The following is a 22,296-nucleotide window of genomic DNA, read 5'->3' on the forward strand; positions in this document are numbered from 1 at the left end:
CGGAGAAGTGTCTTGCAGGCAGTCGTGCAACGTAGTGACTTTGGAAAGCTCATCGCACCGACGTATTCACCGGCGCAGTTGATTCCTCGTAAAGCGAAGGGCTCACTCGTTTGGGACCAAAGCGGTCGCCAGTTCGTTGACCTCGCCGGAGGCGTCGCGGTCACGGGGCTCGGTCACGCTCATCCCGAACTGGTCGCCGTATTGCGTGAACAGAGCGAGACGCTATGGCACGTTGGCAACGTTTTCACCAATGAGCCAGTTCTAAACCTGGCTAGGCAACTCACGGATTCGACGTTTGCCGATAGAGCATTTTTTGCAAACTCCGGTGCGGAAGCGAACGAAGCAGCGTTGAAACTGGCCCGCAAGGTCGCTTATGACGCGGGAGACGCCAAGAGGGGCAAGACGGAAATCGTTGCTTTTCATCATTCCTTTCATGGCAGGACCCTCTTCACAGTTAGCGTCGGTGGCCAAACAAAGTACAGTGAACCGTTCGGGCCGTTGCCGCCGGGCATACGACACCTACCATTCAATGACACGCGGGCCGCACTAGACGGAATTACTGAAGCGACTTGCGCAGTCATCGTCGAGCTGGTTCAGGGCGAAAGCGGCGTGCGGCCAGCTTCCGCCGAGTTCGTTGAGACGCTGCGTGCTCGCTGTAATGAGGTCGATGCGCTACTCATCTTCGATGAGGTGCAGACCGGTGTCGGGCGGACCGGTGAGCTGTTTGCGTATATGGGATATGACGTCATTCCCGACATCCTTACGACCGCGAAGGCACTGGGAAACGGTTTCCCTATTGGGGCAATGGTGACTACCGAGCGTTTGGCCGGGCATTTCACTGCAGGGTCGCACGGAAGCACCTTTGGCGGGAATCCTCTCGCCGCGGCGGTCGCTGGAAAGGTCATGGAAATCGTCAGACGTCCTCAGACACTTGAGGGGGTGAAGCAACGTCATGACATTTGCATGCAGCGTTTGGCCGAAATCAATTCGAGAACTTCGGTCTTCGCCGAGATTCGTGGGCGCGGGCTACTCATTGGCGCCGAACTTGGGGAGCGATTCAAAGGCCAGTCAGCGAAGCTCGTTGAGCATGCTTACGCTGCGGGCGTTTTCACTCTGATGGCAGGACCAGACGTACTCCGGTTTGCTCCATCGCTTGTGATTCCGCTGGATGTACTCCGCGGCGGGTTGGATGCGCTTGAAACGGCGGTCGTCCAGTTCGCCTCGACAAGCGAGTGAACCCAAGTGATTGGGGCCGCCATTGTGCGATAGCGCTAGCTGTACTCCCGGATGTTGAAGAAGACGGCAAGGAAGCGAACCGGGAGGCTATCGATTTCCTCTGGCCCGTGCGCTGCATTGGGGTCGAATAGCAGACTGTCTCCAGGTTTTACGTCGTACAGGCGGTTGGCATAGCGATACTTCATTCGGCCCTCGAGAACGTGAAGAAACTGTAGACCTGTTGTCTGATGCGTGGACCAAGGTTTCGAATTCTCATCGAGAGTCACGATGTACGGCTCAACTGAGAGGTTTCCGGAAAGCACATGGCCTATCAAGGTGTAGACGTGACCAAACGACGAACCTTCGCGGTCTACGGATACACCACCACCGGCGGGAACGAACGAACAGTCATGCCGCTCACTTTGGTCGACAAAAAAGCGCGACACCGGTTTGCCGAGTGCATTGGCGATTCGCGTGAGGGTTTCGATGGAAGGCGTTGCCGTTCCCTTCTCAATTCTGGAGAGCATGGAATGCGAAATGCCTGCCATCTTCGCCAAGGTTCCGGATGCAATGCCTGCAGCCGTACGGAAGGCGTGAATCTGCGCTGACAGAGCTCGTGAGACCTTCTCCACGTCCGGGTCACGCGGCTTGTCAGCATCAACGTTCTGCTGTTCCTGTAGTGGGGGTTTTGCTTGCGTTTGTGGCATGGATTTTCAACCGTTGATTGGCGGATAAGTACCCTCGGCTGCCATTATATGAGGCGACCTGGTTCCGCCAAGTCTGTCATAAAGTGAGTCGAAGAAATGACACATGATGATGTCAAGGCAAGCGGCGCGGAAGTCCGCCCAGTCACGAGCGAGGATGCTGCCGCTGTTAGCCACCTGGTAGCAGCGCTATTCGCCGAACTCCGCGAAGACGACGCGATACCACAATATCGTCTCGAATCCGTGGAGAAGGTGTTGCGAGACAGGGAACGCAGTTTTGGTTTCGTCGCAATCGATGATGAGCATGCTATTGGCCTCCTTCTGCTCACAGAGGGGGTTGCCATTTTCGCGGGTGGTGTCTTTGGCCAGATTACTGAGTTGTATGTCGAACCGGAACATCGGTCGCGTGGCATTGCGGCACTCCTGGTTCATCGGGCCGCCGAATTCGGACGGGCGCGAGGCTGGAAGCGGATGGACGTCGGCGCTCCACACCAGCCTCGCTGGACTCGGTCGCTCCGTTTCTACAAATCAGAGGGCTTCGTCGAAGTTGGACCACGCCTCAGACTCGATTTGTAAGGGGTATGCTGTCTTTCATTATAGTAAAAAATTGGCATGTTGTTAAAATGTCAGCACTTGATGCGTGATTTGCAGTTATGAACTGCTGTCTGTCAGCAGCAGACCCGCGGCCGGTACCCCGCGGAAACTGAACTAGCTGCCGCACGCAATCAAAAACGCCTCAGCGATGTCGTCTTGGTTCACTCAGCACTCTGGGCAGGGGTTAAACATGGCAAGTTTGAATTCGGCTTCTGAGAGCCAAATTGAGGTTTCGAAAGCGAAGATTGGCTACCTCGGGCCGGGCGGCTCATGGACGCATCAGGCTTGCCTGGACCTTTTTGGTCCGGAAGGACTGATTGGATTGGAGAGTGAAAGACTGTTCGCAGCGTTCGCCAGTGGAGAAATCGACCAGGCGTGTGTACCTGTGACGACCTCAGTGGTCGGCGTTACACCTTATCTTGACCCTGTACTCGCTCTCTCATCTGTCGTCGTGATTGCCGAGTATCCGAAGATGCTCGGCTATAGCCTTCTCGCGCGTCCCGGCGTGAAGCTGGAAGACATCAGAGAGGTCGTCGCTCATCCCGTGGCGCTAGAAGAAGTCAAACCGTGGCTCGACAAGGAAATGCCCACTGTCCGGCGTGTGACCGCACTCGGTGGCGGTGCAGCCGCAAAGGGCGTATCGGAAAGCCGGTCGCTCCACTCAGCATCGATGGGGCCGAAAATCGGGGGCTCGATTTACGGACTCATTTCTCTCGTCGACAACATCGAAGAAGGTCCACACAACGTGACGAGATGGTGGGTGCTTGGAAGGCAGATGCCTGCGCCGACCGGAAACGACAAAACATCTCTTCTTGTCGACATCGAAGATAAGGACTTCTCTTTGCTACTTGAAGATATGACTGCCGCGAAGCTCAAAATCCTTGCAATCTACGAGCGTCCGAGCAAAAGAACGTTAGACACCCACCTCTACCTTATCGAAGTGGCCGGGCACTCCAAGGTGGGCGCTCTGCAACAGTTCGTGCAAGCCAATGCTCAAGTCAGGGTGCTTGGTTCTTACGCCCGGAAGTATTGAAAACCGGTTCGCCCGAAGATTTGAAGGGCGTGGAGCGGCGAGACGTAATAACGGAGATGTCAGACGGCCCGAATCGCTTAAACTCGTGAACGTGAGGCGATGCCAGGCACAGGCCTTGCCTTAAGGCAGGTGCGCCGTGGGCGCGTCTCTGACCTCCTGTCGTCGAGTCACCACTGGCGAGCGCAGGGCATGCATCTGGAACTCAGTGCGGCGTGCCTATTCGGTGTTCAGGGCACGCTTGGCCCACTGACAGCTCAGGGGCGCGGCGGCTCTGCGTCTGGCTGCATCGACGGCTCTGCGAGCGACGGTCCCGAGTTCATGCTCGAGATGAGGGGGCCGTGGGCAATGTTTGGGGAGTCGCCTGCGATGGATGGCTTTGCGCGTATTGCCACAGCCATCGCCGCTGAGACATCCGAACTCATTGAGTTTGATATCAGGGTTATTGCGGAGGCAATTCCGTCCTGCCCGGAGCTCGCAATCTCCCTAATGCGCATCGTTGCAATCAAGCAGCGGATTCTCGCCTCCCGCATTCAATACCTCGCGCTTCCGAAGCCAGAAATGCGAATCGGGGAATTGCTCGGTCGGCTGGCAGATTTGTACGGTGAGAAGCGCGAGGGTGGAACGCTCATATCCATTCACCTGACCCACGAGCAAATCGCTGCGATGACGGGAGCGACCCGGGTCACCGTTACGCGGGCCTTGAAGCGGCTCACGGCCCTCGGTGCAATCGAACTCCGACAGCGTCGCATCTGGGTACTAGACCCATCAAAACTTCTCGGGTGATTTGGTAACTCGCTATACAGACGACGGTCCGGTCACTCGCGTAGAGTGGGGCACATTGGATTCACCTCCCTCTGTACTACACCAACTGATTGAAGGACTGTCATGAGCCGAATCGAGCGTCTGCGTCTCCCCGAAGACGACGCCACTTTCGGAAGCAACCGCATTTTCGACCTGTTCCAGTACTCGCCGGCTGTTACGGCGAACGGACTGGTCTTCATCGCAGGTCAAATCGGTCTGCGTGCCGATGGGTCGATTCCGGAAGACCCGAAGGAGCAAATCGATGTCGCGTTCAAGCGCATCGAAGCTGTGCTCACGCATCTCGGTCTGGACTTCTCGGACGTGGTTGAAATGGTCTCCTACCACGTTGATGTCGGCTCGCACCTGGCGGCGTTCCGTGAAGTGAAGGAGCGCTACATCCGCGTCGATTTCCCAGCATGGACCATCCTCGGTATCGCGGCGCTCGCGCGTCCTGAGCTTATCGTCGAAATCAAATTAGTCGCTGCGACCCGCAAGTAAGCCCTATCTTCATGGGCCGCTTCTTGCGTCGAACCGACACCTAATCGACCAACGCTCCTTCGCGCGGCCACGCCGCGCTGTTGCTCCCGCATGTGCTTGCGTCCGGGGAACTGGGCGAATTCACGAGCTTCCGGGGCGTGCACGCAGAAGACTACGTGGCGGACCCTGAGATTCCCTACAGTTGGAGAGTAGACCGTTCAGAACGGTGCCGGCGCTCTGGCCGAAATCGGCAACCATATCGTCGGTATGGCGCGCTTCCTTCTGGGCCCTATTGCACAGGTGAACGCCCGGCTCGAGACCGTCAATAAGACTCGTCCCGCCGCACCTGGGTCGGTCGAGCGACGGGAGGTCAAGGTCGATGACATCGCGCGATTGATTGTGAAGTTCGAGCGCGGCTGCTCGGGGTCAATCGAGGCGAACTGGGTCGCAACCGGGCGCAAGATGCATCTCGAGTTCGAGGTGTACGGAACCAAGGGGACGCTGTTGTTCAGCCAGGAGCGCTTCAACGAACTGCAATACTTCAAAAGCCGTTCTCTACGCCTGATTAACGGTGGAGTGGGTTCCGAAAGTGATGTCGCGTGGTGCGTCGCGGCAAATATTCACGTTTGCCCGATCTGGCCATGGGCGAAGGCTGCGAAAATGCCCGCTCACAGCGGCGGGCAAGGTTCGCTTACGAACCACGCTTGTGTGCGAGCTTCGTCAGAAGTTGAAGGCGTGTCGGCGGAGCCGGATTCGATGAGATCTATCAAGGTGGTCTGCACTTCAAGCAACGGCGTAGCCGTCACGGCGGTCGCTACCCCGTCGGATTTCGGAAGCAGTCCAGCGAATGCCGCGATTCCCGTCGCGCAGGTCGCTACGAGTAGGGCGGCAGCAAGCACGGCTGCACTGCCGCGAACCGCTCGCTTGGGCGCGAGGTCTGCAAAACATCGCATCATGGCTATCTCCAGTTGACGCGGTCTTTGTACGCAAAGGTTGTGCCGACGCAGGGGCCTGTCAGGAAGCATGCTGCCGGCCGCCTGCACCCGTGTTGACTGCTGTCGTGACGATGGCGAGGCGGGCACGGTGGTGGGACGCACCGTACACCTTGACCCGCTGCGACGATCCGAAACCAACACTTCCCTGCAACTAATCGCGCCCGCAAGTGTTGAACGTTTGCGCGGCGGGTGTTCAGAAATTGTCCGGTTCCAACCGCTTGCACGGCCTGGAACCTTGGCGACAAATCACTTACTGCGAAGTGCCACTACAAGAACGAATGACCACCTGCCCGTTTCCAGTGCGAGCAATTGCCAACTAGTTCGGAAGCCACGCCTGTGCGGCAAGCGCACCGATATACTGTTTCCTCCTACGGAACAGCTGTACTAACATCCAGTAACGGTTCGAGCACTGACGACCGGGGCGGCGCCGGGGAGGCGGGCGTGCTTCCCTCCAGGAGGACCAGGATGAAAGAAAACTCGTCTCGGGAAATCGTCGAGCTGCTGACAAAAGTGGTCGGCCGGACCGCCACGCATGTACCCAGGGGGCAAACCCGCCGGAGTGCCTCGAAAGCGAATGATCGGCTCGAAGAGATCAAACGGAACAGCGCGTTCGCTCGCCAGTACGAGTCAGCACCGGAACCGCTACGCGAATTGGTCATGAAGCGGACCCTGGAAGTCCATGACCTGGCAATTTCCCAGGATTACGTGGGCGCCCTCACAGCCCTCACAGCGGTCGTCGCTTTTCTTCATCAACATCTCGTCGACGACTCGGGCTCGGCAACGCCACCCAGCAAATTGGAAAGCATCGATCTGGATGCCGCTCACCAGGCGCTCTTACTTGGAGGTCTGCCGGGACAGTCGCAGCAAGACCCGGATGACGACAACCCGCCGCCAGTGCGTCGCTGAACTCGCCAGGGGATAACCTCCGATGCTCTCGGGCCTATCGAAACTGCTGGACAAAGCATTTATCCTCGGCTTCTTTTTGCCGGCCCTGCTTGGCTTTACAGGCTTTCTCGCAGCCAACGCGGATATCCCGGCATTTTGCGAGTTGCTGAACAAGGCGACCTCGGACAGCGAAAAGGTTGGAGGCTTGTTCTATTTCGTCATAGTCGTGTGGGTTCTATCGCTGATCCTGCTGGTATTGAACAACTGGTTTTATCAGGTCCTCGAAGGATACAAATGGCCATTCGATCGCGAGGCCTGGAAGCGCGAACAGCGCAATCGCCGCAAGCGTCAGCTGGACCTGATCGATCGCCTCCGTACGGAACTCGATACAGCGAACAGTACGATCGAGCGGCTTAAAGACTCAAAGGAATCGGCGGAATACAGAACGGCGGAATCGAACAGAACCACCGTAAGGGCGAGGTTGTACCGCACCCAGGAGCAGAACGCCCGTGATTTCCCCCGGTATGAAAATCTTGTCCTTTCTACAGCCTTTGGGAACACGTTGCGTGCATTCGAGGGCTACTCGAGCGAAGTCTATAAAGTTGACAGCATATTTGTATGGCCGCGTCTTCTTGCAGTCATCCCAAAGGACTATCAAGCCGCAATTGCGGACGCCAGGGCGCCGGTTGACTTTCTGGTCGGACTCGTCGTTCTGGGTACATTCACGTTCATCTTTACCCTTGTGCGAGCGATCGACATGTGGCTCGTAGAGGGGCTGGCTGGTAACTGCCTGTTGGCTGATCTTTTGCGCAATGCCGCGATTGCGGCCGCCATTGCAGCAATCGCGTATCGGCTTGCGATACTTGCGGCAAGGAGCTGGGGCGATGTCGTCAAAGCAGCGTTTGACCTTTATCTGCCGGCACTCGCCGAGCAGTTGGGTTTTGTTCTCCCGACATCCCAGGCTGCACAGCGTAAGTTTTGGGCCGCATGGAACATGCAGTTCCGCTTCCATGCACCGGCGAATACCACGGGGTGGACACGTGTCAAGCCTGCGACGCCACCGGTAGCGACACAGGCGGATGGGGATGAAACAGACGCGGCAGGCGAAAGCGACGAGCTGCGCGGAGGTTGACCGTCGAACTCGCGATTCGTAGCCTGCAGAGCTTTTGTTTCCGGACTGGAGTTGGGTGCACCATGACGCCACAGTTCAATACCGATTTGCGGACCAGACTGGTGCGGGCATATGGTCACGTGCAGGGAGTAGGTTACCGGCAAGCTTGCATCGATGAGGCCACGGCCCGAGGGATCACGGGTTGGGTGCGCAACCGGATGGACGGTTCGGTCGAAGCTGTGTTGCAAGGCCACGCTGAAGCACTCGACCGGATCTGCGAGTGGCTGGTTGACGGTGCGCATGCAGCTTTGGTGGACCGCCTGGAAGTCCAGGAACTACCGTTACCAGTGGCCAGGTTCGATGAATTCAAGCTCGCCGCAACGGTCTAGTGGACGTCGGAGGGTTGCCGCATCCTTCGGCGAGCGGGAACGCGCCTGTTTCTACCGCACTCCTTGAGCACCGGCGGTATTTCGCGCGCAAGCCACGCGGTGCTCCGATGGTCGCATCGAACGCGGGCCCTTCGGATGGACCCGCGCGCCCTAGGGCTTGAGTGCGGAAGCCAGAACGCAGCTCATGGGAAGCCGCAGTTCCCCGGTGTCGCTTCGATACGCCTCTGCGTCGCGTGCGACGGCCCGTTCAATCGACGCGAGCGCGGCCGGCGTCTGGCCGTGTAGCAAGGCGGCAACTCGCACGCCACCGCGTAGCAGTGCATGAAAGGGGGTATCGGGCGCACGGAGCGTGAGCGTCAGATCCAACTCCCGCACCTCCGGTTGGACGAATCCGGCATCGAGCAGCACGCGCCGCGATTCCTGCCAGTCGCTGAAGCGAAAGAAGGGAGGTCCCGGCGGGACGGGTACATCGGTCGTGCCGTGCTCTTCGATTGCCTTCAACACCATGCCGAAGCCCACCGCCTTGTTCGGTGTCGCCCATACCGTGAAGGCGATTCTGCCGTTAGGTTGAAGTACACGAAACGCCTCCGCGACTGCGCGCTCGGGGTGCGGAAAATGCAACAGTGCGAAGCTGATGCCCACTGCCGCAAAGCTTTCGTCGGGAAATGGCAAATCCTCCGCGTCGCCGACGCGGAACTCGAGTCCCGGAAAGACGCGTCTCGCCTTGTCGACCATCGCGACCGAGAAATCCACACCAGCGACATCCGCGCCGCACCGCGTAGCGGCCGCCGCGAGGTAGCCAGGGCCGCACGCGACGTCGAGAAAACGCGCGCCCCGCCGAACGCAAAGGGTCTCGAGCATTGCGTGGTTCGACTGGGCGGTCAAATCACCGAAATACTCATGATAGGCCTGCGCGACCCGCTCCCAACCTTCGTGCTCGAAGGTGCTGAAGTCGAGTTGTCCCATGCTCACCCCCACCGGTTTGACACGTTGGCAACTTGTAGCGCAGACCTATGTTCCTCGCAAACCGTGTCTCTGCCTATCGGGGAAACAATCCAGGCCGGCGACAGAAAGAGCGCACGACTGCGTGGTGCGGTGCACAACCATCGTGGCCTGAAGCCGCCGCGCTTTCGTGTGCGTCGGTCGCCGGCTCACGCGTGCCAACGACCCAACGCGGCTGCTTGCTCTCTGGCACTTTGCATGTAAGCGCCAGGTCGCGACGCGCCTCACTTGCGCTAGACTGGCTCGAGCAACCGGAAGGAGACCTGGATGATACGCAAGACGCTCAATGCCTCGCAGCTTCAGCAGGAGGTCAACCGGCGCATCCATCGACTACAGGAAATCGTCGAGGACGGCGTGAAGATTCGCGTGCCGCGGCCGCAGTTGCAGGAGGCCGACAAGACCGGCTGCAACTGGAACATGACCCACTTCGGCAACGCGATCGGCTTCGAGCGCGACATCGAGGGCGTACTCAAGGCCGTGCGAGCGGAATACAACCTCAGTACCGAAGTGAAGGACACCGGCAACCCGTTTGGAGACTAGTCGCGAAGGACGTCGATTGCCTGTTCGTTCTTGATGGCGAGAGCACTGACGGTGCGCTTTTCCGTGGTGTCTGGAATGGCGGCTTCGCGTGCGCATGTTAGAAACGGGAATGGCAACTGAAGCTTCCGGCAACTTACGGTAGCGCAATCGCCCGGTCCGACGCGATAAGGTCGCGGGCGTTGTCGCAGCCGCGACGTTCAAAGAAGGACCGCTAAATGAAAAGCAGGCTCGTAGCGCTCGCATTGGCCGGGTGCGCGCTTGGCGTATCGGTGACGGCGCAGGCGCAATCGGATGGCGGCGCTGGCGGCAATCGGCCGCCCCCGCCGTGTTTCGATCATCCGCCGGGACCTCCGCCATCGGACTCGGGTCATCCACCGCCGCCTCCGCCACCGCGCGACGGCGACGGCAATCAACCGCCGAAAGGGCCGCCGCCCGACTGCGGCCGGCCGCCTAACTGAGCGACGCAAGTATCAGCGAATCAAACCCGCCGACTCCGTATCGACGAATGGCGTGGCTGTAGTTGTCGCAAAATCGGGCCGCCTGCAAGCGCGTCGGTCGCGCGTGGTTACAACCAGCGCGGGTCGCGCGTGAACGCGACCGTCAGCCAGCGGTCCGGGCCCGATTCGCCGATCGCGCGCGAGATCCTGTCGCGGATCTGATCGAGCTGGCGGACGCCGGTGTGCTCCATCGCCTCGGGCAACACGATATGCACCTCGACGAACAGGCCGCGGCCGACGCGCGTCGCATAGTGCGAGTGCTTGACGAAGCCGTAGTCGGCGGTCAGTTGTTGCATCAGGTCGCGCAACTCGCGCTCCAGATCCGGCGGCGTGATCAGCAACACTTCCTTGACCGCGCCGATCACGGTTCCGATCGGCATCGGGATCAGGACGAGCGTCAGCAGCGCGAGTACGCCGGGGTCGATGTACGGCGTCAGGTGGCCGTACCCGATTCGTTCGAGCAGCCATGCAATCGAAAACGCCAGCAGCAGCGCCGAACTGATGCACGCCGACATCAGCCAGCTCTTGATGTCGAGCCCGATCAGTTCGGAGTCGATCGCGCGATTCACGCGCCGCTCGCGCCAGAACATGGCGAAACAGAACGCGGCAACCACCACGGCGTAGAGAACGCCCCAACCGAATTCGAGCTCGTGGCCGCCGTCGAGCAGACCTTTTACCGCGTTGATGAAGGCGTAAAAGCACAGCACCGACAGCAGGCTGCCGTTGAACACCAGCACGAGCGGCTCGATATGCCAGAAGCCGTGCTGGAAGCGTCGACTGCCCTCCTGTTGAAGCAGGCGGGTGACGAGCAGCGACAGGCCGCACATCGCGGTGTCGAGCGCGGAGAACATGCCGTCGAAGATGATCGCCAGCGAGCCGCTCAGAATCCCGACCGCGATGCCGAGTCCGGCGATCATCACGGTGCAAAGCAGGGATTGTTTGAGGATGCGCTGTTCGAGGTCCGTTGCTTTCATGGTCCGAGTGCTCGCCCGTGGCTGAAAGACGTTCAGGGGTGAGGGGGAGTATATCGGGCACGAGTGTCCCGCTTCGTATTGCGACTGACGGTCAATTAAATTATTTGCCCGCAATACACTTCAGATTCGAAATCCAGAGCCTCTAAAAAACGGCCGCAAACAATTTCCGCATGTGTCGTATTTCAGGCTTATTCGCTTCGGCACACGGCGAAGGCGGGCATGGCGCAGGAGAGGGCGGCGGTCATGGCGGCGGAGGTGGCCACGGATCGGGCGGAGGCTGAGCCACCTCAGATCACTTCCTTCAACTGCCGCACGATCGCGGCCGTCACGCTCATCTTTCCATGCTGCGCGCGCTCCAGCATCCCCACGTTGCGCCGCACGCCGGCTTCGGGCAGCGGTACGACGCGCAATGCGTCGTCGCGGGTCCATGAGGAGCGGCGCAGCAGCGGCACCACCGCAACGCCGATCCCCTGGCGTACGAGTTCGGCGATCCCTTCCAGAGAATTGAGTTCGAGAAACTCATTGACCTTCACGCGCTGCTTGCGCAACGCACGGTCGATGATCACGCCGGTCCGCTGAGTTCGATCGAAGCGCAAAAAACGCTGCGTGCGCAATAGCTCGGCCACAGGCGCTTCAGCCATGTTCGCATTTGCGAGCAGCACGAGCGGCTCCGAATAGACCGGTGTCCATTGCACGCTGGCCGGGCGGCGGCCCGGCGTGTCGATGATCACGGCCGCGTCGATTTCGCCCGAATCGACGCGCGCGGCGAGATCGACCGATTTCGCGGCCGTAATGCGCACGTCGAGACTCGGCCGCGTCATCTTCAGGTGCGCGACGGCTTCGGCCAAGGTGCCGACGACCGATTCGACCGCGCCGATCGACACCGGCCCGACGTCTTCTTCGAGGCCGCCCGCCATCACGCGCATCGCCTCGTACACGGCGAGCAGTTGCTGCGCGTGCGGCAGCAGGCTCTTGCCCATCGCATTGAGCATGACCTTGCGGCCGCTGCGATCGAACAACTCGTGTTTGAACTCGGCTTCGAGCGCGCGCATCTGCATGCTGACCGCCGACTGCGTGAGCGCCATCTGCTCGGCGGCAATCGCGAACGAGCCGTGACGCGCGACGGCGGCGAAGGTGCGTAGGAAACGGATCGTACTCAAAGGGGCCTCGACCAGGTGGGGAGAGCGGCGCCGACGCGGGCCGCGAGACATCAAATTTCTTGAAGTGAATAACAAGAAATTTTAGCTTTCCTTGATTTAAGCGGCTATGGACAATGAGGTCAAAAGAACAGGCGATATAGCGCGCGAGCCCATCGTCACGAACATGGAGACAGGAATGGATGTATCGGTTCACCAACGCGAATCCGACGCGATACCTTTCAGCACCCCCACAACGAAGCCTTTCGACGCGCGCGTGATCGTCGTCGTCACCGTCTATTACGGCCTGTTCGGCTGCGTGATCGGTCTGGTCACGATTGCGCTGCTGAAGGACCGCTCGAAACAACCGCTGATGTAATTCCCGCCGACTCAACCAGGATACCCCATGAAAATCATCCCCGAAATTGCTCACGCCAACACCGGCATCCAGGCGATCCGCCGCGACATTCACGCGCACCCGGAGTTGTGCTACGAAGAGCACCGCACCGCCGATGTCGTCGCGCGGCAGCTCGAAGCGTGGGGCATCGAAGTGACGCGCGGGCTCGGCAAGACCGGCGTGGTCGGCGTATTGCGCCACGGTTCGAGCCGCAAGTCGATCGGCCTGCGCGCCGACATGGACGCGCTGCCGATCCAGGAGCTGAACACGTTCGAGCACGCGTCGCAGCATCCGGGCAAGATGCATGCGTGCGGCCACGACGGCCATACCGCGATGCTGCTCGGCGCCGCGCAGTATCTGTCGCAGCATCGCAATTTCGACGGCACCGTCGTGTTCATGTTCCAGCCGGCGGAGGAGGGCGGCGGCGGCGCGAAGGCGATGATCGAAGATGGTCTGTTCGAGCGCTTCCCGGTCGATGCGGTGTTCGCGCTGCATAACTGGCCGGGCATGCCGGCCGGCGAGTTCGGCGCGCGCGTCGGCGCGACCCAGGCGTCGAGCAACGAATTCAGGATCACCGTGAAGGGTGTCGGCGCGCACGCGGCGATCCCGCACAACGGCATCGATCCGGTCTTCACCGCGATGCAGATCGGCACCGGGCTGCAAAGCATCATGACGCGCAACAAACGTCCGATCGATGCGGCCGTGCTGTCGATCACGCAGATCAACGCGGGCGAAGCGGTCAACGTGATCCCCGACACGGCGACGCTGGCCGGCACGGTGCGCACGTTCTCGGTCGAAGTGCTCGATCTGATCGAAAGCCGCATGAAGCAGCTTGCGGAAGCGACCGCGCTGGCGTACGGCTGCTCGGTCGAGTTCTCGTTCCGCCGCAACTATCCGCCGACCGTCAACACCGAAAAGGAAACGCATTTCGCGCTGGGCGTGATGCAGGAAATCGTCGGCAGGGAGCATGTCGAGACGAACATCGATCCGACCATGGGCGCTGAAGACTTCTCGTTCATGCTGCTCGAAAAGCCGGGCTGCTACGCGTACATCGGCAACGGTAATGGCGAGCATCGCGATCACGGTCACGGGCTTGGTCCGTGCATGCTGCACAACACCAGCTACGATTTCAACGACGACGTGCTGTCGCTCGGCTCGACCTACTGGGTGCGTCTGACCGAATCGTTCCTGAAACCCGCATAACTCCTGGAGCTCCGATGAACCCATCGTCGTATTTCGCGTCGTCATACGTGAATGCGCGGCGGCTCTATCTGCGCTCCGCCGCGGATGCGGCGGCGCGCGTCGACAGTCACGTGATACCCGGTCTGCGTGGCCTTAACGGCGAGGAGCTCGCCACCGACGTCGCGCGCATCGGTCCGGCAAACGCACGCCGTCTGCTGGTGCTGACGTCGGGCACGCATGGCGTCGAGGGATTTTGCGGCTCGGCCGCGCAGATCGCGCTATTGCACGACCGGCCGATGCACGCGCTGCTCGACAGGCTGAATGTCGCGATCCTCGTCGTGCATGCGATCAATCCGTACGGCTTCTCGTATCTGAGCCGCACGAACGAAGACAACGTCGATCTGAACCGCAACAGCATCGATTTCTCGCGGCCGTTGCCGGTCAATCCCGCGTACGACGATCTGCACGCGTTGCTGGTGCCGGCTGGCTGGCCGCCGTGCGCGGAGAACGCCGCGGCGATCGCGAGGTATATCGAGGAGCGCGGCGAGGCTGCCTATCAGCAGGCGCTGACGATCGGCCAGTACCGCCACGCCGACGGCATGTTCTTCGGCGGCGCGCGCACGGTGTGGAGCACACGGCTGTTGCAGACGCTGTTCGAACAGTACGGCCCGGCCTGCGACAGCATCGGCTGGATCGATTTCCATACGGGACTCGGTCCGTATGGACACGGCGAGAAAATCTGTGTCGGGCAACTCGGCGCCGACGAATTGCAGCGCGCCCGCGCGTGGTGGGGCGCCGACGTGACGAGTCCGCTCGACGGCACGTCGGTTGCGGCCAACGTCGCGGGTCCGGTGCTCGATACGCTGCGCCGCGCGTGCACGCATGCGCGCACCACGGCGATTGCGATCGAGTACGGCACGGTGCCGCTCGTCGACATGCTGCACCGGTTGCGCGCCGATAGCTGGGTGCGTCAGCATCCCGACGCGGACCCGCAACAGATCGACGCGATTCGCGACGAGATCCGCGCTGGCTTTTACTGCGAGGACGACGTGTGGCGCGGCCTGATTCTCGGTCAGGCGCGCGCCGCGATTCTGCAGGCGGTTATCGGGCTGTCGCGGGAGCCTGCTGCCGCAATGGCGTAGCGCTCGCGGTAGCCGCAGGCAAGTCCGCCAGATACAGCGCGGGCAGCCCGTCGCAATCGGAGGTGAACAGCACCTTGCGGTTATCCGGTGTGAACGACGGATGCGGATGCGTGACCTGACGATTGCCGTCGAGCACGCGCCATGACGTATTGTGCGCGGCGATGCGCCTGGTCGTGCGCGTCGCCGGTTCGAACAGGTACAGATAAGGATCGTTTTCGATCTCGTGCGCACCGACGTCGCTGACGTCGACGGGCGTGTCTGAGCCGTCGCCGACCAGCAGCGAGCCGTCGTGATTGCTCATCAGATGCGAGCACGGCGGCATGTCCATCAGTTCGACGTCGGCATCGAGCCGCGGATCGAAGCTGCGGATCGTGCGTCGCGGATCGCCTTTGCGATACGACACGTAGATCATCCGGCTGCCGTCCGGCACCCAGAATTCATGCGTGCAGCTTTCGCCTTCTGCGTGTTCGTGGACTTTGCGCACATCGGTGCCGTCTTCATCGACGAGCCACATGCGTGTGTCGACGAGATCGTGCGGGCCTTCGTGGCAGAAGGCGACGGTGTGGTCGTCGAACGGACGATAAATGGGATGTCCAAGCCATTGATGCGCTTCGTGGATCACCGTGCATGCGCCGTCGCGCAGGTCGATGCTGAGCAGGCGGCAGCGCGGCTGTTTGAAATAGAACTCGTGGAATTTGCGCCAGTCGGTCAACGGCATGTAGTCGTCCGCCGCGATCTCGATACCGACCACCTTGCTGCACGCCGAATTCGCGACCCACGTACCGTAGCCGACGAAATCGTCGGGCACTTCATAGACCACGGACTCTTCCAGCGTGCGCAGGTCGAGCCGCTGCAAACGGCGGTCGTTCTTCACGTAGTAGAGATGCGTGTCGCCGGGCGACAGAAAGCCGCCGAACGTGTTGTCGCCCGGGCCTTCGGTGAGCTGTGTCGCGACGCCGGTGGGCAGATCGAGCAGCCAGTAGTTCCAGTGCCCGTCGAAACCACCGCCGAATAGCAGGCGGTTGCCGTCGTTGGTGAAACACTTCTGATAGAAGTAGTTGCGATGACACGTCACGTGCGGCGGCGTGAGGCGCGTGACCTTTGCGCCGGTTAGCGGATCGACGTGTTCCGCGTAGTCGAGTTGTAGCGTTGTGCCCTTGCTCATTGTCAGTCCTTCGCAGCGAGCCGCGCGGCGCGATGGCCGCGAGCCCATTCGTTTCGTTTGTTTCGTTTCACGGACGAGGGTCCGCGCACTCAGGTTCGCGAGCGCGTCATCTTGCCTTTCGCGCTCTCGCGGCGCTCTGCGACGGCGGCCACCCGTCCCGCGCTGGCGGAGTAATACAGCCATGCGCCCGGCACGAGCAGAACCGCGCCGCAGATCAGGAACACGAAGCGTCCGTTCATCGCGTTGGGCAGCAGCGCGAGCGCCATGATGCCGAGCGCCGCCAGGCACACCAGCCGGCCTAGCAGGCCACGCTGACGATGCTCGCGCTCGCTGTCGGTGGCGTCGTCGTTGTCGGACTCGACAGGGGTGTCCCAGCGCTGGAACAGGTCGCGGCGTTCGGCCACGCGCGTCGCATTCGATTCCGAATAGAACAGGCGCGTCGACACGAAGAAACCGCCGGTGATCACGACATGCGCAAGCAGCACGATCGACACCCGCAGATCCGCCCATTCGCGTCCGCTCAGCTTGATGCCGAACCACGCTTCGATCGTCGTCTGCCCGATCAGGATGCCGAAAACGTACGAGACCACGAGACCGACCAGCAGCGTTACCCAACCCGACCAGTCCGGCGTCTTGCGTACGACGAAGCCGAGCATCGCGGGCACCGCGAGCGGGAACGTCACCATCGCGCTCAGCGTGACGAGGATGTCGAACAGCGTCATGCCGTGCACCGCATTGATCGCCATACCGACGCCGACGACCATCAACCCGAACACCAGCGACGCGAGCTTCGATGCGACCATCAGCTCCTTTTCGCTGGCCTTCGGGCGCAACACCGTGCGATAGAAATTGCGCACGAAGAAGCCGGCGTTGCGGTTGATGCCGGCGTCCATCGCCGACATCGAGGCGGCGAACATCGCCGCCATCAGGAGGCCCAGCATCCCGGCCGGCATGAACTTCGACACGAACGCGACGAATACGGCTTCACGGGCATCGTGGCCGAGCATGCCGAAGTCGCCGGCGAAATCGGGCATCCGGTAATGCATGAACCACGCCGGCACGAACCACACGAGCGGCCCGAGAATGCTCAGCACGCAGGTCAGCAACGCGCCCTTGCGCGCATGCTCGCTGTCTTTCGCGCAGATGTAGCGGTACGAGTTCAGGCCGTTGTTCATCATGAAGATCTGTTTGACGACGATCATCACGACCCACACCGCAAAGAGCCCCGCATAGGCGTAGCCGTGGCCGGTCCAGAAGGTATCGTGGAAGCTGCCGACGATCGGCGCGATGCCGCCCGCATTGCCGAGCGCAACGATCGTGCACGTGAAGGTGACGGCCATCACGATCAGCATCTGCAGATAGTCGGAGGCGACCATTACCCATGCACCGCCCGCGAGTGCCATCGCGATCACGACGAGTCCCGTTCCGACGATCACCGTGCCGACCGGCAGATGAAACACCGCGCCGGTGATGATCGCGAGACCATTCAGCCATTGCCCGGCCGACAGCAGCCCGTCGAGCACGCTGAGCCACACGAAGCTCTGCTCGCTGGTCCGGCCGAAGCGCGAGCGCAATGCTTCGGTTGCGGTGACGACGCGCATCTGCCTGAAGCGCGGCGCGAAGTACAGATAGTTGCTCAGATAGCCGACCGCGTTGGCCAGATACAGCACGACGATCGCGAAGCCGTCGTTGAATGCTTTCGACGCCGCGCCGGTAAAGGTCCACGCGGAGAACTGCGTCATGAAGGCGGTGGCGCCCACCATCCACCACAGCACCTTGCCGCCGCCGCTGAAATAGTCGCTCGTGTTCCGGTTGAAGGAACGGAACGACAGGGTGATCGCGATCAGAAAGCCGATATACGCGACCACGACGAGAATGTTGATGTCCATGCATTTCTCCGCGCAGGCTGATGTCTTTGAATCGAAGAGAGTCGTGCTGCGGTACGGATCAGAAGTAGTGAATGATGCCGAGAGAGACGCCCTGTTCGTTTTCGCCGGGGCTCTGGATGCCCATCGGCTTGATGCTGTAGATCGCGTTCGACGCGTTGCGCAGCGCAACGAGCTGCGCATAGAGCGCGGTGCGCTTCGAGAAGTCATAGCGCGTCGTGAACACGATGTGCTGCGCGCCGGTGTTCGGCCCTTTCTTGACCGAGCCGACCGACGCGCCGATCGGCGCGCTGCCGTAACCGCTGCCGGCGATGCCGTAGTTCAGCTCGAAGCCCCACGGACCGGGCGTATAGCGCGCAACGAGACCGAGCATGTTCTGACGGATGTTCTGGCGCTGCGCGTTGACCTCGTAATTGAGCTGCTGGACGATGCCGCCGAAGTAGACCGACTGCGTGAGCTGGTAGCCGGCGACGATTTCCGCCGCATAGTTGTTCTGCCCCGGCCCCAGCACGCCGTAATCGCCTTCGAAGCCGATCGCCGCCTGCAGCCGGCCGCTCACGTAGTTGAGCGATGCCGACCACACATGCGGCGCGCCGAGGCCGCCGTTGTTGACGTCCTGATCGTACGCGTAATACTGCACCGCGCCGAACACCGGGCCGAAATTCGGCGAATCGTAGCGGATCGAGGTCGGGTACTTGATGTCGAAACAGCCCTGCGCTTTCGTATAGCCGGCGGTGCCCTTCATCGCGATGCCGCAGTTCGACCACAGCACGGTGGTGATGCCTAGGCCCTGGGTTTCGGCGAGCGTGTCGCCAAAGATGCCGTGACGGTCGAACGGCGCCTGGAAGCGGCCCATGCGCAGCGAGCCGAAGGTCTTGCTCGAGAGACCGACGAAGGTTTCGCGGGCGCCGAACGTGCCGGTGCCGTCCGTCGTGCTGAACGAGCTTTCCACCTGGAAGACCGCCTTCAGGTCCGAGGTCAGTGTCTCGGAGCCGCGAAAGCCCCATGCCGAGCCGTAGTTGGCCATGCGCACACTGCCGGGATTGCCGCCGCCCGTGACCCAGTCGATCGAGTTGATGAAGCGCCCATAGAAATTGATCGAATCGCCACCGTAGGGCGTGTAGGCCTTGTCGGACCATCCTGAGAACTGCACCGGCGTCTCCTGGGCCAGCAGTTCGGGCGAGTAAGCGGCGGCCAGCTGGCCGATGCACAGTGCGAGAGCTGTGCACAGTCTATTTGTGGTCGACATCCTGATTCACTTCCATCACGTTAGAAGGTCTCGCCTGACCGAGGTGGAGCCAGTCGGGCGGATGTTTTTAGTTGTTCGCCGGATGTTCGATAACCTGTTTATTTATTCGTCATCGTACAACCGACAACGAACATTATCAGTCATCGAACAACTGTCTCAATGGCGGTATACCCTCGCACGGGAATTGGGGATGGAATGAAGGAGCAGGGTCGGATCGGCAGACCCGCCCAACCTGCTCGCGCCCGATCAGCTGCTCTGAATCGTGTGCGCGGCGATGTACTCGAAATCGATGTCCTCGCCGAGGCCAGGCGCCTGCGACAGATGCACGAAACCGTCGGCGTCCATGGGATCGGCGAGGCTGCGCAGATAGGCGGGCGGCACGTCGTAGTCGAGAAACGGGTGCAGCAGGCCGCGCTCATACCAGCGGCAGTTCGACACGGCGGCCGTGACGGCCAGGTTGGCCGCGCCGTTGCCGTGGATTTCGCAGTTCATCCCGAACGATTCGGCCAGATGCGCGACCTTGAGCGTCGGCGAGATGCCGCCGACGCCGGCCACGCCCGCGCGCAGGATGTCGCAGGCATTGGCGGCGACCCAGTCCGCGCGCAGATGATGCTTGCCCGACATCGATTCCGGTCCGACGATCGGCACGTCGAGCTGGTCGGCGAGCCACTTGTACGAGGCCATGCTCTGCTCGTCCATCATCTCCTCGAACCACGCGAAATTCAGTTGTTCGAGCGCACGGCCGATTCGCAGCGCGTCGGTGCGGCTGTACCAGTGGTAGCCGTCGAGCATCAGCGCGATGTCCGGGCCGACCGCCTCGCGCACCGCCGCGCACGCCTTGATGTCCATCGTCACGTCCGGCGCGAACGACACCGGCGGCATCCACGTGTGCAGCTTGATCGCCTTGTAGCCGCGTGCGACGAGCTTTTCGGCGAAGCGCCCGTAGTCGTCGGGCGTGGCGAGGCCGCCGGCGAGCTCGTCGCCGCACATCGTGCTGCCATAGGCCGGAACCTTGTCGCGATAACCGCCGATCAACTGGTAGACCGGCGTTTGCAGCGCCCGCCCGGCCAGATCCCATAGCGCCTGATCGACGATCGCCAGCGCGCGGTCGGTCAGCTGGCCGGCGCTGCCGCGTTGCCGGTGCGCGAGGTCCTGCCACAGCGCCTCGCGCTGGAACGGATGCTGCCCGAGCAGCACGCGCCGCACGTGCGCGGCAAGGAGTTCCTCGCGGATCACCTCCGGTGGCCCGAACGCGTAGCCGGCCGCGCCGTTGTCCGCCTCGATTTTCAGCAGGGCCATCGTGGCCTCGCGCTCGTCGCCGGGGTGCGAGTGGCCGCCGCTATCGACGGCGCGCCGCGTGGGATAGGTAAAGACGGTGCGCGTGACGCGTTCGATCTTCATGAATTCGGTTCCATAGGGGTTGAATCGGCTCCGCCCAGGGCGCGAGAGCCGCCCGGGCGGCGCGCGGACATCGCGGGCGCGCGGCGCCAGCGGTATACTCGAACTATCAACTACTGTCAGTCATCGTATGACGGACAATTTAACACAACGAATCTGGACGACTCAATGAATTCTCCGTTGCCCGTACGTCGCACACGGCGGCGTGCCGAAAACGTGTACGACTGGCTCAGCGAGCAGATCCGCACGGGGGCGCTCAAGCCGGGCGACCAGCTGCCGACCGAATTCGACCTGATGCGCACTCAGGAAGTGAGCCGCGCGGTCGCGCGCGAGGCGGTGCAGAGGCTGCGCATGTCCGGTCAGATTGAGACGCGCCAGGGAATGGGCAGCTACGTGCTCGACGCCGGCGCGCCGTCGCCGACCGTTGAGCTGTCGGGGGCCACCGCGCGCACGCGCCGCGACGTGCTGGCGATTCTGGAGCTGCGCATCTGCATCGAAACGGAAAGCGCGGGGCTCGCCGCGCAGCGCGCGTCGCGCCAGGACCTCGTGGCGATCAAGGCCGCGCTCGACGACCTCGACGCGCATGCAGGTGCCGGCGTCGATGCCGCGCCGTACGACTTCCAGTTCCACATCCAGATTGCGCGCGCGACCGGCAATCCGTTTTTCGTCGATGTGCTGTCGCAACTCGATCCGTCGTTCGCGCCGCGACCGCGGCTCGATCCTTCGAGCTACTCGTCGCGCGTCAACAGCGAGCACCTGAACATTTACGAGGCGATTTCACGCGGTGATGTCGACGGTGCGCGCGCGGCGATGCATATGCACCTGTCCAATAGCCGCGCGCGGTTGAGAAGTGCTGAGGGCGCGGCTTGACGCTGCGCCGTCGGACGGCGTCGCTCAGTAAAGCGTGTCGCCGGTCTGTCGCAGCGGGTCGGGCGACTGCTGCGTGAGCCGCAGCACGCCGGATTGATCGAAGTAGAAGTTGTACAGCAGATGCCAGACGCCGCTGTCCTGATAGCGGTAGCTCCAGACTTCCTCGTTGAGGCGCGGCATGGTTTTCGATTCGGCCGGGCGGCCAAAATGCACGAGCACGTCCTGCTTGGTCCACGTGCCGACCTGCGCCTGATTGAATTCACTCGGTTGCAGCACCTGATGCACGCTTTCGATCTTGCCGTCGGCCGACACATCGGCGGCGATCGTCGTCACCCCAAGCGGCTGCGTCGGCCACATCAGGCGCTTACTGCCGTCGGGCAGGCTGTAGGTTTCGGCCGGCTGGCCTAGCCGGGTGGTCAGCAGCGCGGCATCTTCGCCGGGGTGGAACGCGGTCAACGGTTGCGCGCAACCGGCCAGCAGAATCGCGCCGAGCAAGGCCGCCGCGCTCGCGGTTGCCGGGACAGGCAACGCGAAACCACCCGGGCACCCCCTCGAAGCACCCAATCCGTGAGCGTCGGGAGCACCTTCGGTTCGTCTATGCATGATGTCCCTCCATGTGTGATGACATCGCAGATTCGACACTTTTTGTGAGGC

The 22,296-nt window shown here is 61.6% G+C and carries 23 protein-coding genes; 14 read left to right on the forward strand and 9 right to left on the reverse strand.

Translation table 11 applies throughout. The features are described from left to right. Positions 1–12 precede the first annotated feature (12 nt). Complete coding sequence (gene astC / locus L0U84_RS36915) at positions 13–1,236, forward strand: acetylornithine/succinylornithine family transaminase (protein ID WP_233857952.1); 1,224 nt, start codon at positions 13–15, stop codon at positions 1,234–1,236. A 35-nt stretch (positions 1,237–1,271) separates the two neighbouring features. Here the strand turns inward: astC and L0U84_RS36920 are convergent, their stop codons facing one another. Further along, positions 1,272–1,922 (reverse strand): helix-turn-helix domain-containing protein, encoded by a 651-nt coding sequence (locus L0U84_RS36920; protein ID WP_233857954.1) that lies wholly within the window; start codon positions 1,920–1,922, stop codon positions 1,272–1,274. Positions 1,923–2,018: 96 nt separating this feature from the next. Here L0U84_RS36920 and L0U84_RS44310 point away from each other — a divergent pair, with 96 nt between their 5' ends. From L0U84_RS44310 to L0U84_RS36960, 8 genes are all read left to right on the forward strand, one after another. After that, the gene (locus tag L0U84_RS44310) at positions 2,019–2,495 is read left to right on the forward strand and encodes a GNAT family N-acetyltransferase (RefSeq protein ID WP_442794100.1); all 477 of its coding nucleotides are present in this window, start codon (positions 2,019–2,021) and stop codon (positions 2,493–2,495) included. Between the two features lie 208 nt (positions 2,496–2,703). Then, complete coding sequence (locus L0U84_RS36930) at positions 2,704–3,546, forward strand: prephenate dehydratase (protein WP_233857957.1); 843 nt, start codon at positions 2,704–2,706, stop codon at positions 3,544–3,546. Positions 3,547–3,735: 189 nt separating this feature from the next. Continuing rightward, positions 3,736–4,329, forward strand: a complete 594-nt coding sequence (locus L0U84_RS36935) for a Crp/Fnr family transcriptional regulator (protein WP_233857959.1) — start codon at positions 3,736–3,738, stop codon at positions 4,327–4,329. Positions 4,330–4,431: 102 nt separating this feature from the next. Then, a complete protein-coding gene (locus tag L0U84_RS36940) occupies positions 4,432–4,845 on the forward strand; it encodes a RidA family protein (RefSeq protein ID WP_233857961.1) in 414 nt (137 codons plus the stop codon). Positions 4,846–5,091: 246 nt separating this feature from the next. Further along, positions 5,092–5,796 (forward strand): Gfo/Idh/MocA family protein, encoded by a 705-nt coding sequence (locus L0U84_RS36945; protein WP_233857963.1) that lies wholly within the window; start codon positions 5,092–5,094, stop codon positions 5,794–5,796. A gap of 488 nt (positions 5,797–6,284) precedes the next feature. Next, on the forward strand, positions 6,285–6,725 hold the full coding sequence (locus tag L0U84_RS36950; protein ID WP_233857965.1) for a hypothetical protein: 441 nt from the start codon (positions 6,285–6,287) through the stop codon (positions 6,723–6,725). A gap of 22 nt (positions 6,726–6,747) precedes the next feature. Beyond that, complete coding sequence (locus L0U84_RS36955) at positions 6,748–7,836, forward strand: hypothetical protein (protein WP_233857967.1); 1,089 nt, start codon at positions 6,748–6,750, stop codon at positions 7,834–7,836. A gap of 62 nt (positions 7,837–7,898) precedes the next feature. Continuing rightward, the gene (locus tag L0U84_RS36960) at positions 7,899–8,204 is read left to right on the forward strand and encodes an acylphosphatase (protein ID WP_233857969.1); all 306 of its coding nucleotides are present in this window, start codon (positions 7,899–7,901) and stop codon (positions 8,202–8,204) included. 150 nt (positions 8,205–8,354) lie between these two features. On the opposite strand, the gene L0U84_RS36965 is transcribed toward L0U84_RS36960, so the two are convergent. Further along, positions 8,355–9,170, reverse strand: coding sequence for a class I SAM-dependent methyltransferase (locus tag L0U84_RS36965; RefSeq protein ID WP_233857970.1), 816 nt, complete (start codon positions 9,168–9,170; stop codon positions 8,355–8,357). Between the two features lie 303 nt (positions 9,171–9,473). Here L0U84_RS36965 and L0U84_RS36970 point away from each other — a divergent pair, with 303 nt between their 5' ends. Beyond that, positions 9,474–9,746 (forward strand): hypothetical protein, encoded by a 273-nt coding sequence (locus tag L0U84_RS36970; protein ID WP_129958085.1) that lies wholly within the window; start codon positions 9,474–9,476, stop codon positions 9,744–9,746. A 565-nt stretch (positions 9,747–10,311) separates the two neighbouring features. Here the strand turns inward: L0U84_RS36970 and L0U84_RS36975 are convergent. Both L0U84_RS36975 and L0U84_RS36980 read right to left on the reverse strand, forming a co-directional pair. Then, positions 10,312–11,217, reverse strand: coding sequence for a cation diffusion facilitator family transporter (locus tag L0U84_RS36975; protein WP_233857972.1), 906 nt, complete (start codon positions 11,215–11,217; stop codon positions 10,312–10,314). 287 nt (positions 11,218–11,504) lie between these two features. Further along, positions 11,505–12,377 carry a LysR family transcriptional regulator gene (locus L0U84_RS36980; RefSeq protein ID WP_233857974.1) on the reverse strand — a complete coding sequence of 291 codons (873 nt, stop codon included), beginning with the start codon at positions 12,375–12,377 and terminating at the stop codon, positions 11,505–11,507. Positions 12,378–12,552: 175 nt separating this feature from the next. Between L0U84_RS36980 and L0U84_RS36985 the strand changes: the two genes are divergently transcribed. From L0U84_RS36985 to L0U84_RS36995, 3 genes are read left to right on the forward strand one after another with little or no spacing between them, the layout of a single operon-like run. Next, complete coding sequence (locus L0U84_RS36985) at positions 12,553–12,732, forward strand: hypothetical protein (protein ID WP_233857976.1); 180 nt, start codon at positions 12,553–12,555, stop codon at positions 12,730–12,732. Between the two features lie 27 nt (positions 12,733–12,759). After that, positions 12,760–13,953, forward strand: a complete 1,194-nt coding sequence (locus L0U84_RS36990; RefSeq protein ID WP_233857978.1) for a M20 aminoacylase family protein — start codon at positions 12,760–12,762, stop codon at positions 13,951–13,953. Positions 13,954–13,967: 14 nt separating this feature from the next. Further along, positions 13,968–15,074, forward strand: a complete 1,107-nt coding sequence (locus tag L0U84_RS36995) for a M14 family metallopeptidase (protein ID WP_233857980.1) — start codon at positions 13,968–13,970, stop codon at positions 15,072–15,074. Here L0U84_RS36995 and L0U84_RS37000 read toward each other — a convergent pair. The 4 genes from L0U84_RS37000 to L0U84_RS37015 all read right to left on the reverse strand — a co-directional run bounded on the left by L0U84_RS37000 (position 15,034) and on the right by L0U84_RS37015 (position 20,775). Further along, entirely contained in the window at positions 15,034–16,239 is a 1,206-nt protein-coding gene (locus L0U84_RS37000; protein WP_233857982.1) for an oligogalacturonate lyase family protein, read from the reverse strand. The two genes, L0U84_RS36995 and L0U84_RS37000, sit on opposite strands and share 41 nt — an antisense overlap. Positions 16,240–16,328: 89 nt before the next feature. Beyond that, positions 16,329–18,128 carry a sodium:solute symporter family transporter gene (locus L0U84_RS37005; RefSeq protein ID WP_233857983.1) on the reverse strand — a complete coding sequence of 600 codons (1,800 nt, stop codon included), beginning with the start codon at positions 18,126–18,128 and terminating at the stop codon, positions 16,329–16,331. 58 nt (positions 18,129–18,186) lie between these two features. Then, positions 18,187–19,374 carry a porin gene (locus L0U84_RS37010; protein ID WP_233857985.1) on the reverse strand — a complete coding sequence of 396 codons (1,188 nt, stop codon included), beginning with the start codon at positions 19,372–19,374 and terminating at the stop codon, positions 18,187–18,189. Positions 19,375–19,620: 246 nt separating this feature from the next. Further along, complete coding sequence (locus L0U84_RS37015; RefSeq protein WP_233857987.1) at positions 19,621–20,775, reverse strand: mandelate racemase family protein; 1,155 nt, start codon at positions 20,773–20,775, stop codon at positions 19,621–19,623. A gap of 165 nt (positions 20,776–20,940) precedes the next feature. Here L0U84_RS37015 and L0U84_RS37020 point away from each other — a divergent pair, with 165 nt between their 5' ends. Further along, positions 20,941–21,642: a FadR/GntR family transcriptional regulator gene (locus L0U84_RS37020; RefSeq protein WP_233857989.1), complete on the forward strand. Its 702-nt coding sequence runs from the start codon at positions 20,941–20,943 to the stop codon at positions 21,640–21,642. 24 nt (positions 21,643–21,666) lie between these two features. On the opposite strand, the gene L0U84_RS37025 is transcribed toward L0U84_RS37020, so the two are convergent. Beyond that, positions 21,667–22,245 carry a hypothetical protein gene (locus tag L0U84_RS37025; RefSeq protein WP_233857991.1) on the reverse strand — a complete coding sequence of 193 codons (579 nt, stop codon included), beginning with the start codon at positions 22,243–22,245 and terminating at the stop codon, positions 21,667–21,669. Positions 22,246–22,296: the final 51 nt, after the last annotated feature.

Source organism: Paraburkholderia sp. HD33-4 (assembly GCF_021390635.1).
GTDB lineage: Bacteria > Pseudomonadota > Gammaproteobacteria > Burkholderiales > Burkholderiaceae > Paraburkholderia.